12 protein-coding genes are annotated in these 14,566 nt (G+C 52.3%); 5 read left to right on the top strand and 7 right to left on the bottom strand.

Features of this window, described 5'->3' with window-relative positions; genetic code table 11:
- Nucleotides 1-17: 17 nt before the first annotated feature.
- From BN4609_RS13505 to BN4609_RS13515, 3 genes are read left to right on the top strand one after another with little or no spacing between them, the layout of a single operon-like run.
- Nucleotides 18-710, top strand: a complete 693-nt coding sequence (locus BN4609_RS13505) for a phosphatidylserine decarboxylase family protein (RefSeq protein ID WP_021993269.1) — start codon at nucleotides 18-20, stop codon at nucleotides 708-710.
- A 26-nt stretch (nucleotides 711-736) separates the two neighbouring features.
- Nucleotides 737-1,468: a CDP-alcohol phosphatidyltransferase family protein gene (locus BN4609_RS13510; protein WP_068857138.1), complete on the top strand. Its 732-nt coding sequence runs from the start codon at nucleotides 737-739 to the stop codon at nucleotides 1,466-1,468.
- A 21-nt stretch (nucleotides 1,469-1,489) separates the two neighbouring features.
- Nucleotides 1,490-1,747: a DUF4834 family protein gene (locus BN4609_RS13515; RefSeq protein WP_021993271.1), complete on the top strand. Its 258-nt coding sequence runs from the start codon at nucleotides 1,490-1,492 to the stop codon at nucleotides 1,745-1,747.
- 197 nt (nucleotides 1,748-1,944) lie between these two features.
- On the opposite strand, the gene pyrH is transcribed toward BN4609_RS13515, so the two are convergent.
- The 4 genes from pyrH to BN4609_RS16655 all read right to left on the bottom strand — a co-directional run bounded on the left by pyrH (nucleotide 1,945) and on the right by BN4609_RS16655 (nucleotide 4,424).
- Entirely contained in the window at nucleotides 1,945-2,655 is a 711-nt protein-coding gene (gene pyrH / locus BN4609_RS13520) for a UMP kinase (RefSeq protein WP_021993272.1), read from the bottom strand.
- A gap of 7 nt (nucleotides 2,656-2,662) precedes the next feature.
- Nucleotides 2,663-3,403, bottom strand: a complete 741-nt coding sequence (locus tag BN4609_RS13525; protein ID WP_241033269.1) for a biotin--[acetyl-CoA-carboxylase] ligase — start codon at nucleotides 3,401-3,403, stop codon at nucleotides 2,663-2,665.
- Nucleotides 3,400-3,777: a YraN family protein gene (locus tag BN4609_RS13530; protein ID WP_068857140.1), complete on the bottom strand. Its 378-nt coding sequence runs from the start codon at nucleotides 3,775-3,777 to the stop codon at nucleotides 3,400-3,402. The genes BN4609_RS13525 and BN4609_RS13530 overlap by 4 nt, the downstream gene beginning before the upstream one ends.
- Before the next feature lie 494 nt (nucleotides 3,778-4,271).
- Entirely contained in the window at nucleotides 4,272-4,424 is a 153-nt protein-coding gene (locus BN4609_RS16655) for a hypothetical protein (RefSeq protein WP_164071697.1), read from the bottom strand.
- Nucleotides 4,425-5,301: 877 nt separating this feature from the next.
- Between BN4609_RS16655 and BN4609_RS13540 the strand changes: the two genes are divergently transcribed.
- Complete coding sequence (locus BN4609_RS13540) at nucleotides 5,302-6,210, top strand: radical SAM protein (RefSeq protein WP_084791647.1); 909 nt, start codon at nucleotides 5,302-5,304, stop codon at nucleotides 6,208-6,210.
- A gap of 105 nt (nucleotides 6,211-6,315) precedes the next feature.
- On the top strand, nucleotides 6,316-6,768 hold the full coding sequence (locus tag BN4609_RS13545; protein WP_068857143.1) for a nucleoside deaminase: 453 nt from the start codon (nucleotides 6,316-6,318) through the stop codon (nucleotides 6,766-6,768).
- Nucleotides 6,769-6,783: 15 nt separating this feature from the next.
- Here the strand turns inward: BN4609_RS13545 and BN4609_RS13550 are convergent, their stop codons facing one another.
- From BN4609_RS13550 to BN4609_RS13560, 3 genes are read right to left on the bottom strand one after another with little or no spacing between them, the layout of a single operon-like run.
- On the bottom strand, nucleotides 6,784-8,304 hold the full coding sequence (locus tag BN4609_RS13550) for a TolC family protein (protein ID WP_084791649.1): 1,521 nt from the start codon (nucleotides 8,302-8,304) through the stop codon (nucleotides 6,784-6,786).
- On the bottom strand, nucleotides 8,301-11,459 hold the full coding sequence (locus BN4609_RS13555; RefSeq protein WP_068857144.1) for an efflux RND transporter permease subunit: 3,159 nt from the start codon (nucleotides 11,457-11,459) through the stop codon (nucleotides 8,301-8,303). Before BN4609_RS13555 ends, BN4609_RS13550 begins: the two co-directional genes overlap by 4 nt.
- A 2-nt stretch (nucleotides 11,460-11,461) precedes the next feature.
- Entirely contained in the window at nucleotides 11,462-14,494 is a 3,033-nt protein-coding gene (locus BN4609_RS13560; protein WP_084791651.1) for an efflux RND transporter permease subunit, read from the bottom strand.
- Nucleotides 14,495-14,566: the final 72 nt, after the last annotated feature.

Here is a 14,566-nt window from a genome sequence, read left to right on the forward strand (position 1 = left end):
GATGTACATCAACAGTTATGATAAAAAGGATTAAAAGACTGAAAAAAATACGTCTGCACCGTGAAGGCACGGACACTCTTCTATACGGATTCATCATTCTCGCCGCCATAGCACTGCTGTTGTGGCGCGGTCTTGACAACAAGATACCGTTCTGGTTCTTCGTAGCCGTGGCAGTGGCTCTGTACGGTGTGGTTGTCAATTTCTTCCGTTGTCCCATCAGATACTTTCCCCAGGAAGATACCGAAAACATCGTTGTGGCACCTGCCGACGGCCGTATCGTAGTCATAGAAGAAGTGGATGAAGACCAGTATTTTCATGAAAAGCGCATCATGATAAGCATCTTCATGAGTCTTTTCAACGTTCACGCCAACTGGTTTCCCGTTGACGGGCATGTGAAACATGTACACCATCAGAATGGAAACTACCACAAGGCATGGCTTCCGAAGGCAAGCGAGGAAAACGAACACGCCGACATAATCATCACAACGCCCGACGGCAAGGACATACTGTGCCGTCAGATAGCAGGCGCAATGGCACGCCGGATTGTCACCTACGCCAAAGAGGGCGAGGAATGCTACATCGACGAGCATCTGGGATTCATAAAGTTCGGGTCGAGAGTGGACGTATATCTTCCGTTGGGAAGCGAGGTCTGCGTGAAGATGGGACAGAGCACGACCGGCGACCAGACAATAATAGCGAAGCTGAAATAAGACCATCGTTTCATAAAAGACATGAAATGTCAAATCCGATAATAAGAAACATACCTAACGCAATCACCTGCTGCAACCTTATATCGGGCTGCATCGCTACGGGATATGCCTTTGCGTTCGACGCAAGAATGGCTCTTTTGTGGATTATAACAGGCGCCGCTTTCGACTTCTTCGACGGTATGAGCGCACGCATTCTCCATGTATCGTCACCCATCGGTAAGGAACTTGACTCGCTTGCCGATGACATCACGTTCGGCTTCGCGCCCTCGGCGATAGTCTTTTCGCAGCTTTGCGTGATGGACTATCCCCCGTTTCTCGAACCGGCACGCGCCGTCCTGCCTTTCATGGCATTCATAATGGCAGCGTTCTCAGCACTCCGTCTTGCGAAATTCAACCTCGACGAACGCCAGACAACATCGTTCATCGGCATGCCGACACCGGCAAACGCCCTGTTCTGGGGCTCGCTCATCGCCACCCAAAGCAGATGGCTGGAAAGCTCGCCGTGGATGTCATGCGTGCTCATAATGCTCGTCGCGCTGTGCTGCTGGCTGCTTGTAGCCGAGCTGCCGATGTTCGCCCTCAAGTTCAAGCAGTGGGGATGGAAAGGCAACGAGATAAAATACATATTCATGGCACTGTGCGTAGCCATCATCGCATGGTCAGGATTCATCGGCAGCTTCTGCCTTATCATACCTCTGTATGTCATCATATCGCTGTTCACACAGTCTGCAAAGACTGACGGCAGCAAGAACAACTGACATAAAAACAATAACGGGAACATGTTCACTTTACTTAAAATAATCATCCTATTCATCCTTGTCATCGCGATATTATTGGGTGCCACCCTGTTCAGAGTATACCGCGACATACGCGAAACGATGCATAAGTTCGGATTCAACGACACAAGAAACCGCCGCACGACGCACCGCCGGGACGCCTCAAGAGAGGAAAGCATAAAGACGCGATACTCCGGACAGATGAAGAAAAAGAAGATACCGAAGGACGAGGGCGAATATGTGGACTTCACGGAAGTGTGACACCACACCGGGAATCCATGACAGCCGGAATGCGCCTGAGCCAAGACACAGGCAAACAGGCAAACCGACAGCGCATATATAAAGGACATACGGAGATGCCGGCATGAGTCAAAGCCCATGCCGGCATCTCCGTATCATATACCCGACAGATGATAGCCGTGGCACTCAGAGCATGCCGCGGCTTGCCGGGAAGCACGTCAGTTGTGAACGTAAGTGCCTATGTCCTCACCGTCCATAACACGTTTAAGGTTGCCGAACTTATCCATGTTGAACACGTATATCGGCAGATTGTTCTCCTTGCACATCGTTGTAGCCGTGAGATCCATAACCTTCAGTCCGCGCGTGTAAATCTCGTCGTATGTTATGTCACTGAACTTCACAGCCTCCGGGTCCTTCTCCGGGTCGGCTGTATAGATGCCGTCGACGCGCGTACCCTTAAGCATCACATCCGCCTCAATCTCTATGCCGCGTAGCGACGAGCCCGTGTCCGTAGTGAAATAAGGAGAGCCCGTGCCCGCCGAGAAGATGCACACATAGCCCGCCTCCATCGCCTCTATTGCCTTCCACTTTGTGTAGAACTCACCTATAGGTTCCATGCGAATGGCTGTCATGACCTTTGTCTTCACGCCATTCGCGCCGAGAGCGGAACTCAAGGCGAGCGAGTTGATTACCGTGGCACACATTCCCATCTGGTCGCCTTTCACACGGTCGAAGCCTTTGGATGCCCCGCTGAGCCCCCTGAAGATGTTTCCTCCGCCTATCACGATACCGATCTGCACCCCCATCTCGTGCACCTCCTTTATCTGCCTTGCATACTCGTCGAGCCTCACAGGGTCGATTCCGAAATGCTGGCTACCCATCAGGCTCTCGCCGCTGAGCTTCAGTAGAATTCTCTTGTACTTTGCCATATATCATTCAAATAATGTAACTCACTTCCTTAAAAGCATATACACGCTCGCGCCCTGCGTCATCACGCAGCACAAGTCTGCCGTCGTGCCCCACCCTCACGACAGAAGCCATGAAACGACCGTCGGAGTCGGAGTAGGCGTGCATGCCCGTGCGGCGGTAGAGGGCATCATGATAAAGCCTGCCCACCCTGTCGTATTCACCGTCGAGCACCATGGCATAATATCCCTCAAACGCCTCCAGCACACTGTCGAGCACAACGTTCATGTCGGTGTCGCGCCCCGTTATCTGGCGCAGCGACACCGGATTGGGCGCATCGCTTCGGAACACCCGCTGGTTGACATTGATGCCCGTACCGAATATGCAGTCCTTCACGAGTCTGCCGCTTATCGCGGTCTCTATGAGAGTGCCGCTTATCTTGCGGTCGTGCCAATACACATCGTTGGGCCATTTCAGCGTCACTTCTCCGGCAATAGGGTCGAGAGCGTCCTTCACGGCAAGCGCCTCAGCCATGGACAACGCGAACTGACGCGCCGCCGGAACACCCTCCGGTCTCACCAGCATGGAGAACAGCAGATTGCGTCCGTCCTCGCTCTCCCACCTGTTGGAGCCCATGCCGCGTCCGGCAGTCTGGTGTCCAGCCGTCACGACCACAATGTCCGCGTCCGGCAAATTCTCCATCCGGCGCAGATAAGTGTTGGTGGAGTCCACCTCATCAAGCCTTATCGTGTGTACATTCATCTTTTTCATATTATCAGAAGCGGGTTGAACGCATCCTCCATATGTTCTATGTGCGGCTCGCCCCCCTGTGTGCCTGTCACCGTGATGATGTCGAAGCGCAGTTCCTCATCCACCTCGTGCATCTTCACATAGTTGTCGGCAGCCACACACAGGTTTCTTATCTTCGCCTTGTCTACTGCCTCCTCGGGCGATATGACACTGTCGGGCAGGCGCGTCTTCACCTCGACAAACACCACCGTAATGCCGTCGGGAGTGACGGCGATGATGTCAATGTCGCGCTTGCCCGACCTCCAGTCGCGTTCGCGTATGACATACCCGTTGCGCCGGAGATAGTCCGCCGCCACGTTCTCGCCCCACTTTCCCATATCGTTGTGTCTTGCCATGTGCAGGTGTTTAGCCATCACAAAAATACAGCAAAAAGGATGAAACGCAAAATTATTCACCGTTTATTTTATCATCCGACGCCATGTCATACTGCCTCGACAACGTGAAAACAATGAGGAAGGGACATGCCGAGCCGGCTGTCTGGCGAGAGACTCGCCGCAGGCGGTGACCCTCACGTCACGCACGCCGCCTGTCACGCTTCCGCAGACACTCCGTATGATATCCGTAAAAGAAGAGTCCGGCATGTGCAGGAAAGCCATACCGGACCGTAGAATCATCCTGAAACAATCTTCCTCAAACAGTCTCTCTCTCTGTTTTTGGTACACACGTATAAAAGCTGTCAAATGCTCTGATTTTCAAATAACGTATCCCTACGTTTCTCTCTTTTTCATCCTTAATGTCAGAAAACATAGCCTATCAAAGATTCAATATGTCGTTTATCCGTCCCATACTTACAAACGCGCCCATTCATACCGCCACACTTCCTCCGGCGTCACACCGTCCGCACGATGCCATCCGTGCCGCATCCCGTAAGGCGCATACACTCGCGGACGCACGGCAAGATGTCGTGTCCGGCATGAATCCATCCGAATCCGTCCTCCGTAAAAGACTGTACTGACTGCCAAAAGGAATGTGTGATAATCATGGACACTGTTTTTTATGTGGCGCAAGTTATTAAATAAAATGCCTCATGTCAAGACCCTATATGTTAATTAAAATTAATATATCATACATAATCCACCGTGTCCGGACACGGACGATGCGATATGCCGTCACTCCATGCCCGAAGCGGTTGTGCGAGATATGTGAAGCATGGGGGCAATAATGTTAAAATGCAACCGCGCATACGTCCGTTTCTCGTGAAAGACTCGACAAAAGCGCAGAAAAACGCAGTTTTCAGCAAGAAGAGTTAACACTCTGACAGCGAGCCTGATACAGCCAGACATCACCACGACACACGCCATGCAGCCATGCGGAACGGGCTTTCCTGCGATGCGATAAAGCCTCTTTCATCATGCAGAACAGGCTTTTCCGGCACACGGAAGACACCGTTCCGACATACGGAAGAGCCTCTTCCGCATCATCACGACGAAAAAACTCCGCAGAAACAAGCACCGGACAACCGCAAGGAAGAGCAATATGCGCGCTCCGGCACACAGAAGAAGGAAATGCGGAATAAGATTACTGAAATGGTTTTTAACTGAAAATTTAACATTATACAGCCGTCAATCTCAACACGGAACAAACCTAAAAATCATAGACGAAAAGCGGTAAACAGAATGGGAAAGCGGTTTGGGCGGTCGGGCGGCAGAGCCTTGCAGAGCGCGTTCAGTGCCGGAAGGACATGTCCGGGAAACGTCTGTTTTGCATCAATCCGTTTGCGTATGTTGCGGGGAATGTATAACTTTGCATCACTCATTCGCGTGTGCCGCCAACCCGCAGGCATGCGCATGACACTACTTACGGCAACACCCCCTGTCTGAACAGACCGTAAACAGCAAACCTTGAAAGAAAGACAAAGGATGAACATAGCGAATGCTTTAAAAAGAATGGTGCCCTACAGACTGGTGCTCATGCGGCGCGAACTGCTTCCTCTCATGGCAAAGTGGACACGCAAGAACATGAGGCGCAGGGACATGATACCGATACTCCACTTCCATCTTACCGACCACTGCAACCTCAACTGCCGGGGATGCGACAACTTCTCACCCCTTGCGCCGGACACATTCACCGAAACAGAAGCGTTTGAAGCCGACTGCCGGCGCATGGCACAGCTCATGGGCACGCGCAACCGCATAAAGGAGATACAGCTGCTCGGCGGCGAACCGCTGCTCCATCCGCAGGTGACGCGGTTCATGGACATCGCCCGCAGCTGTTTCCCGCACACTCCGATAAACCTCGTGAGCAACGGTCTGCTGCTGCCAAAAGAGGACGAGCGTTTCTGGGAATGCTGCCGCCGCAACGACGTGCAAATCATAGTGACGAAATATCCCATAAAGTTCGACTATCACGCCATGGCTGCACACGTGAGGGCTCAGGGCGTGAGGTTCTCCTTCTACGGCAACACCGAGGTGGTGGAGAAGACAATGGTGTGTGTGCCGCTCGACGTTGAAGGACGCCAGAACGCCACCGACAGTTTCCTGCGCTGCGCGCGCGCCAACCGCTGCATAGCCCTCGACCATGGCAGACTGTATACATGCTCGCTCATACCATACGTGAAGTATTTCAACCGGAGATTCGGAACAAGGCTCGAAGTGACGCCGCACGACTACATCGACATACACAGCGTGGAGAGTTTCGACAGCATACTCGACTTCATATGCAAGCCTATGCCGTTCTGCCGACACTGCAATCTGAAGGGTACTGTGGGCAACATAAAGTTCGGCATATCGCGCCGCGAACGCTCCGAATGGACCGGCTCTGACGACTGACGCAAAGCCTGACGCACAAGAAAAACAGAAAGGCTGAGGGAGGGAATGCCAAGCATATCATGACAACTACATAAAAAAGCCACAGAAAAAGACAAACGCACAGCAATGGAAAAGGACAACCGGCAGACTAAAGACGAGAAATACATGCGCATGGCACTGGCAGAGGCACACGCCGCACAAGAAGCCAGAGAGATTCCGGTGGGAGCCGTTGTGGTGTGCGGGGACAGGATAATAGCACGCGCGCACAACCTCACCGAGACGCTGCACGACGTCACCGCCCACGCCGAGATGCAGGCGATAACCGCCGCCGCCGACTCGCTCGGAGGCAAATATCTGAAAGACTGCACACTGTATGTCACCGTGGAGCCGTGCACAATGTGTGCCGGAGCGCTGGGATGGTCGCAGGTGTCGCGGGTGGTATACGGCGCACCTGACGACAAGCGCGGCTATACGCAGTACGCACCCTCCGCTCTCCACACAAGGACAACGGTCACGGCAGGCGTGCTCGAAGACGAATGCCGCAGGCTGATGCAGGACTTCTTCAAGGACAAAAGATGACTCCAGCCCGCGTCGTCATTCAGAGTCGATGATACGGTCGAAATCGGCTGCTATGTCAGAATTGCGTATCCAGTCATACAAAGTGATGCGGCGCAGAGAGTAATAAGAACTCCAGAAAGACTGAAGCTGCGCGATATACTGCGAGCGCGACGACTCAAGATCCTGCTGGGCGGTATTGAGTTCGGTAACGGTGAGTCCTCCCTCCTCAAAACGTTTCTTTGTTATCTCATACCTCTCCTCGGCAATGCTCATCGCCCGCATGGTGTTTGAACACTGCGAGTACTGCATGTTGAACTTGAGAGCCAGTGTCCTTATGTCCTGAATATACTTCTCACGCTCCTGCTCCATCTGTGTCCTCACCGACTCCAGATTGGCTTTTGCCATCCTCACACGTCCTTTGCTCACTCCCCAGTCGAAAAGCGGCAGAGAGAAAGTCACACCCACTATCTCGCTGTTCTGCATGTTGCGGAAAGCGTCGGAGAAGTGGTTGGCTACCTTGCTGAAGCCCACCTCGCCGTTAAGCTGCACCTGCAAGCCCTTCGCCGCCTTGGCTTCCTTCAGGTTTTTCTCCGAATCCAATATGCTCAACTGCTGCGAGAGGACATGCTTGGAGTTCTCCAACGCCTTCTGTACCACAGTCTCCGCATTGACCTCAATCTGCGGTACGTCCGACGGCACCATCAGTTCAATGTCGTCATAGCTCAATATGCGGAGGAACGAGAACAGCCTGAACCTGTCGTCGTTAAGCTCCACCTTCCTCTCGTTAAGCTCCACCTCCGCGTTGAGCACCGACAGTTGCAGCTGCAGGAGGTCGTTCTTGGTGACCGAGCCTATCTCGAAACGCTTCTCCGACATCTCATACAGCTGCCGCCGGTCCTGCAACTTGCGCTCGCTCTGCTCATATGCCGACTGCGAGGAGAGCACGCTGAAGAAAAGCGACACCACATTTTCCGTCACCGTCTCCATATTCTCCAGATATTCGCGTTTGGCAAGCTCATATCTCATCGGTTCGGTCTTCTTCTGCCATTTCAGCGAATTGAAAGCCCTCAACGGCTGCGAATAGACAATGCGAAGCGGCTGCGAGTCGTATGTCCTGTAACCATAATTGAACTGGTCGAGCCTGTAGAGATAAGACTGCACCGACAGCGTTCCGCCAAGAGGCACCACGTTCTGGTCTACCGAAAGCGACAGACTGTTGCTCATGGAGTTGTCCTGCCGCAGTGAAATCTCGCCGTTCTCATAGTTTCTCACCTCCACCATGCTGTGGTTGAACTGCAACAGGTTGCCCCTGAGATTTACCGCAGGAAGCAGCTGCGCCCTGAAGGACTTATAGCTCCAATAGTCGCTCATGAAATTGAGACGTGCAATCATGGCGTTCAGAGAGTTCTGCTGACCCAACGATATGGCATCGTTGATTGACAGCAACTTCCTCGCCACGCTGACCTGCGCGCCGAGCAAGAACATCAGAAAAGCCATACCGGCTTTTGAGAAGAACGCCCTGAAGGGTAAAACAATTCTGTAAAACAATACTTTCATCGCTTCTTTAATTTAATCAGGAATACAGGTAAAAAGATGAATATGCCCACCATGGTGAATGCGAGTCCCGACATGGTGCCGACAGCCAGCCCGTACCAGAAATTGTCCGAGCTGTTCTCAATCACGAAAGGCAGGAAGCCCAATATGGTGGAGAGGACTGTGAGGAAAACCGGACCTATCTTCCGGTTCCACGCCTTGACGAAAGCGGCAGCCTCAGACAGACGCGGGTATTTCCTTCTCACCTCGTTATATTCGTATGTAAGATAAATGTTTGCGTTGACAGTAAGACCGCACAACAGCACCATGGACGCCATGCCGCCCTGACCGAACGGCGCCCTCAACCAGCTGAAAGCGAGGAACAGACCTATAAAGGCGACGGGTATGACCATTATTATGGCGAACGGCTGCCTGAAAGAATTGAGCAGCACACAGGTGGTGACGTATATTATGCCTATTATGACAAGCAGCACCAGAGCCGTTGTTTTGGTGCGTTCGCTACGGTTGAAAAACATCCCGTACCTTATGGTATAGCCCAACGGAAGAAGCTTGCTGAAATTCTCAACCTTGCTCTCCATCACATCGTTAGCCCTTCCCATGTCGCCCTTATAGTCGCACTGCACCAGAAGGACATACTGCCTGTTTTCCCTCTCGATGCTCATCGGAGCGACATGCATCTCAAAAGTGCCTATCTCTGACAGCTTCACCTCCTTTCCGTTGATGACAAGAGGCGTGTTCGTCAGAGCCCAGATGTCGTTTTCGTTTCTCGCGTACGACTGTGGCAGGAGCATCTTCACCGCTCCGTTGCGTGATATTCTTACGGAACTTGCGTTGCCATACTGACGCGACAGCTCGCCTATGACGTCTGCCATGGTGACTCCGTAGCGGCTGAGACTCCTCTCAGATATGTCGAAAGTGAGTTCCTTGTAGTCGGGAAGTGTGACGAGCTCGCGTGACGATATGGTGACGTTTCTCACTCTCATGACCGACTCGAGCGAGTCTCTGAACTGGGCGGCATATCTCCGCAGCCGGTCATAGTTGTAGCCGTTCATCGTGACGGCGTATCTCCCTGCCTCCATGACCGGAGTGTTGGAGAACATCATATTGCCGGGACCTGTGACACGCCAGGTAAGTCCGCTGATTGACAACGCCTCCTGTATCACCCTGCCGCGCACCGTAACGGGAGCTCCCTCATTGCATGCCTTCTCGCTGAAGAACACCTCGATGAACGCATTGTCGGTACCGTTGACATGGGTATTGAACTGTCTGATGCCAGACTGTGACGCCAGACAATGCTCCATACGCTTTATCGGGATGTCGAGCATCTCGCTTTTTGCACCGGAAGGCAGTTTGGCTCCGATAATAAGGACAGGTCTGTCAGGGTCGTAGGAAAACTCCTCATCCTCCATCTTGTCGTTGTATGAGCAGAATCTGTAGAGCGAACCGCCTATGTACTTGTCCACCCAAGGCTTGATGTACTCAATGTATGTATCGCTGCCAAGCGTCTTGTTGTACAGCCTCACCCACTTGCCCTCCTTTATGATGCTGACCGGCAGGAGGAACACAGGCAGTCCGAACGACAGCACGAGCAGCACGCACAACAGCTTGCGATGCCTCCTCAAGAATATTATCAGCCTTTCATAACAGCGGTTGAACAGCCTGAGCAGCATGAGTTTGCGCGGTGTGATGCGCCTGCTGCGGTATGTGCTCAGTCCTGTCTGCTCCAGCAATGCCGGCACAAAGAAGGTGGCGACGAACAGCGATGCGAACAGATTGATGATGAGAACCTCTGAAAATTCCCTTAAAGTGACCTTCTGTCTGTCGCCTACGAAGAACACAAGAGAAAGCGCGCTGACGGTGGTCAGCGTGGCGGCAAGCATGGGCATGAAGGCATTGATGTTCTTGCGGTAGAGCACCTGGTTTGACATCACGATTATGTTGTCTATCATCAGGTTTGACGAGATGGTGATTGCGGCAAGCGCATACATGTTTACCTCCACCTTGAACACGAAATATCCTATAAGGGCTACGAGCATGGCGACAAGCAGGCTGAGCATGGTGTCTGCCACGAGCCTCACATTTCTTATAGACAGGAACATGAAAGCCAGAAGGATGATGACGGTGAGTATCAGACGGAAACCGATGTTGAAAGCCTCAGCCTTCAGTTTCTCTGACATGTCGCTCTCGGAAGACAGCTCATAACCCGGCGGCAACTCTGCCTTCAACATGTCCACGGCATCCCTTATGTGACGGCTCACCACAATCTGATTGGCGTCAGGCTTCGCCACAATATAGACAAACACGGTGTTCTGTCCGTTTATGCGCACGCTGCTGTCCTCGTTGCCGCTGTCGGGGACAATGGTGACGATGGACGACAAAGGAATCCTGACGCCGTCGTCAGACGTGACATAGAGCGAGAGAAAGTCGAGCGGGTCGTCATCGTTCTGCAACCGGAACCGCATCATAACCTCATTGCCTTCCTCATCCTCATAGGGAAGAAGACCAAGGCTGGAAGCCGTGCCGCATTCCTGTATGGCACGTATGACCGACGAAAAGTCCACATGCAGGTTGTCAAGAACCCTTTGGTCGTACTTCAGGATGAACCCGTCCTGCCGTCTGCCTTCAAACCTCACTTCGTCAACACCCTTAACACGGCTCAGCGCAGGCTTCACCTTCTCCTCCACATACGCCGACAACACTGACACGGAAGTGTTGCCTCTGAGAGAGTAGCTCATAAACTCGGTGCCGCTTCTTCCGCCCGTTGTCGACACGCTAACGTCAGGATAATAAGCCAGATCGGAGATGCGCTTCCACACCTTATTTATATTTGTCATCACAAGAAAGCGCGCCCTCTTCATGTCTGTGCCCGGAAACATCGTCAGGTTTATCTTGCCCGAGCGTTCGGTAGAGGACGACGTGATGCGGCTCAGTCCCTCTATACGGCACAACACCTGCTCAAGTCTGTTGGTAATCTCATTCTCTACGATACTTGGAGAGAGCTGGTTTCTTGTATTGAACGACACCGTGATGCGCGGCAGCTCTGATGTGGCAGAGCTTTGGAACGGCACATAATACGCCAGTCCCACTCCTATCAATGACAAGCACACGAACAGGACCAATATTGAGAACGACGATATTTTGCGTGTGGTATGTGCCATATTCACATCTCCTTTATCACACCTGTGTCTGCCGGAACGACGGAGTAACGATGCTTTCTTTCCAGAATAAACTTATCATATATCAGCGGTATCAGGAACAGACTCACAGGGACGCCAATGCAAAGAGCCGCTATCATGGCGAGCGCGAGCGACTGCTGCAGCTCGGAACCGAGGTCGTTGGTGAAGAAGAAAGGCACCATGCCGATGACAGTGGTAAGAGATGTCATGATGATGGGGCGTATCCTCATTTTTCCCGCCTTGTGTATCGCCTCCTGCGGCTTCATTCCTTTTTTGACAAGCACATTGATGGCGTCAAGCTTCAAGATGCTGTCGTTGATGACGATTCCGCAGGACGCTATCAAGCCTATGCCCGACATGATGTTCAGCGAATATCCGCAACACATCAGGACGAGCATTGCAAAGGCTATGTCCACAGGTATTTCGGCAAGGACAATGAGCGGCTGCGTGAAGCTCTCGAACTGCGCGCACAGTATGAAGTACATAAGCAACAGGGACAACAGGAATATACCTATCAGTCCGGAGGTCATTTTGTTCTCCGACGCCACCTCTCCTCCTATGGCTGACTTCAGCTCTGGAATGCTGTCCAGCACATCAGTCCTTATGTCGCCTGCCACAGAGCGGGCGTCTTTAAGGTTCCACAGCTTGATGGGATACATCACTCCGTTCCCGTCAGCCTCCAGATTGGTGAGTCCTGTTGTGTAGGTGTAGCTGACAAGAGAAGACAGCGGGAATTCCATCCTACCGTCTTTCGAGGCAACCGAATGACTGCTCAGCAGGGTGTTCCAGTCACGTGCGTTGTCCTTCAGAACGACGGGAATGTAGTCTGTAGAATAAATCTCCGAGACCTCAGTACCCTTAAACGCCCTCATGAGCGCATTGACAACATCCTGCCGGTCGAGCCCGTAATAGTCGATGTTGCGTTTGTTGAGCGACACGACAATCTCTCTCTGCTTTGACGCAGTCTCCATCCTGCCGCCATATCTTCCAATCTTCCTCTCTATGTCAGCAGCCTCCTCACGGAACTGCGCTCCGTTCACATCATCGGGATAAAGCTTCACTATGACTGGAGCCTGCCCCGTGTCGAACACTCTGTCAAATATGTTGTCGGCGGCGGAGGTGGTGAGCGCGGCATCCGGATAGCGGCTCTTGACATATCCAGCCAACGAGTCCTTACACTCCTCCAGCTGTCTGTAGCCGGAAGCCTTCATGTATATCTCTGTCTGATAAGTGGAGAGGATGTCCTTTGTCTCCATCATATAGCCTTGCGTGCCTACCGATGCTGCGATATAGTCGGTGTGCGGCGTGAAGGCTTTTACAATGTCGTTGGTGCGCCGCACATTCTCTTCCAGCGGCAGGTTGGTGTCCCATGATATTTTGGCAAGCATCTCGCTGCTCTCCGTATGCGGCATGCGCGCCTTGGGCATGAGCTCATAAAACAGGAAGCAAAGGGGGATGGAGAGCAACGCCAGGCACAATGACAATCTGCTGCGACGGAACACGAAGCGTATGCCTCTGTCGTAAAAGCGGTCCAACATCCGCGTCAGCAGCCGGCTTAACCTGTCGTGGTTCTTGTATCTTGACTCCAAAGCCCTGTCCATTTTGCCGAACAGCATAAAGAGCACAGGCATGAGGAACAAAGCAAGGATATAAGCCACGAGGAGACCGATGCTTATAGCGAGCGACTGATCGATAAACAGCGCGCCTGCCATGTCGCTCAGAAAGACCAGAGGGATGAACACGACGATGGTTGTGAGCGTGGAGCTAAGCATAGGCGTTATCATCTCCGCAGTGCCTCTGGCGCACGCCTCGATGATTCCTTCACCTGCCTGCTCGTGCATAAGGATGTTTTCAGACGTTATCAGAATGTTGTCTATCATCATACCCACGACAAGGATTAGTCCCGAGAGACTCAGGATGTTGAGCGACATTCCGAACACGAAGAAAGCAAGAAAGGTGATGATGAGCGCCACCGTCATGCTGATAGCAGTGACTACAGGTGTCTTGAAGTCGCCCATAAAGACAAACGCCACGATAAGCATAAGCACAAGACTCGAGATGAAATTCTCCTTCAGCGTCACGATGGAATAGTTGAGCAAGGCTGTCTGGTCGCGGCTCTCCTGAAACTCTATGTCCGGATATTGTACGGAGAACTCCTTCAGCGACTTCCTCAAATCCTCTCTCAGCCGGTTCACCTTGGCGTCGGTCTTCTTTATGACACGCATGCTGACACAACGTTTTCCCTGTGACAATGCCACGCCTATGTCTTCCTGAGGCACGAGACTCACATCACACACGTCACCTATTCTGTATATGCGTCCGTTCTTTTTCACCGACACGTTCCTTATATCCTCAACAGACATCAGAGAGTTCTCTATGTGTATGGTGCGCTCAAAATATCCGTCTCTTATGCGCATGGCACTCGGGCGGACGTTGCTTGCCTGCACGGCGTTCTTTATGTCGGTGCCTGTGATGCCTGTCAATTCAAGGTTCCGCTTCTTGGGCGTTATCTGTATCTCCTTTCTCATGAGTCCGCTGATATCGACCATAGCTACTTCGGGGAGCTGTTCTATGCGCCGGCTGATGACCTTCTCGCACAACTCACTCATACGGACAAACTCATCGGTGTTTGTAGGTTCGAAAGGCCGGTCGCTCTTCAGGGTGAGTGTGACATACTCTACAGGAATATCCGTACTGTTGACCTTGTCGATCTGCGGTCTGTCGAAGTTGGCAGGAAGATTCTCCGTCACCTTGCCTATCTTCTCGTTTATCTCTACCAGCGCGATGTCGATGTCTGTATTGTAAGCGAATCTGAGATTTACAAATCCATGATTGTTGGACGATTTGCTGTATATGCTCTCGACATCACCCACCGTAAGCAGTTCTCTTCTTATCGGAGCGATGGCGCTTTGCTCCACCTCCTGTGCTGAAGAGCCCGATGCCGTCACCTTGACATTGATCTCAGGAACAGGTATGTGCGGGAGCAGTGATACGGGCAGATTGGCATATGCTATCACTCCGAGGCAGACAGAACGCGAAAAAGGTCATGCACACAGCGACAGGACGCTTCAGCAGAAATTTTATCATAT

Origin of the sequence: Leyella lascolaii, from assembly GCF_900079775.1 — a bacterium.
Classification (GTDB): Bacteria; Bacteroidota; Bacteroidia; order Bacteroidales; family Bacteroidaceae; genus Prevotella; species Prevotella lascolaii.

Excerpts from the sequence above, each read along its gene's own strand:
- BN4609_RS13505 (WP_021993269.1), top strand. The coding sequence starts at position 18 with ATGATAAAAAGGATTAAAAGACTGAAAAAAATACGTCTGCACCGTGAA.
- BN4609_RS13510 (WP_068857138.1), top strand. The coding sequence starts at position 737 with ATGTCAAATCCGATAATAAGAAACATACCTAACGCAATCACCTGCTGC.
- BN4609_RS13515 (WP_021993271.1), top strand. The coding sequence starts at position 1,490 with ATGTTCACTTTACTTAAAATAATCATCCTATTCATCCTTGTCATCGCG.
- pyrH (WP_021993272.1), bottom strand. The coding sequence starts at position 2,655 with ATGGCAAAGTACAAGAGAATTCTACTGAAGCTCAGCGGCGAGAGCCTG.
- BN4609_RS13525 (WP_241033269.1), bottom strand. The coding sequence starts at position 3,403 with ATGAAAAAGATGAATGTACACACGATAAGGCTTGATGAGGTGGACTCC.
- BN4609_RS13530 (WP_068857140.1), bottom strand. The coding sequence starts at position 3,777 with ATGGCAAGACACAACGATATGGGAAAGTGGGGCGAGAACGTGGCGGCG.
- BN4609_RS16655 (WP_164071697.1), bottom strand. The coding sequence starts at position 4,424 with ATGATTATCACACATTCCTTTTGGCAGTCAGTACAGTCTTTTACGGAG.
- BN4609_RS13540 (WP_084791647.1), top strand. The coding sequence starts at position 5,302 with ATGAACATAGCGAATGCTTTAAAAAGAATGGTGCCCTACAGACTGGTG.
- BN4609_RS13545 (WP_068857143.1), top strand. The coding sequence starts at position 6,316 with ATGGAAAAGGACAACCGGCAGACTAAAGACGAGAAATACATGCGCATG.
- BN4609_RS13550 (WP_084791649.1), bottom strand. The coding sequence starts at position 8,304 with ATGAAAGTATTGTTTTACAGAATTGTTTTACCCTTCAGGGCGTTCTTC.
- BN4609_RS13555 (WP_068857144.1), bottom strand. The coding sequence starts at position 11,459 with ATGGCACATACCACACGCAAAATATCGTCGTTCTCAATATTGGTCCTG.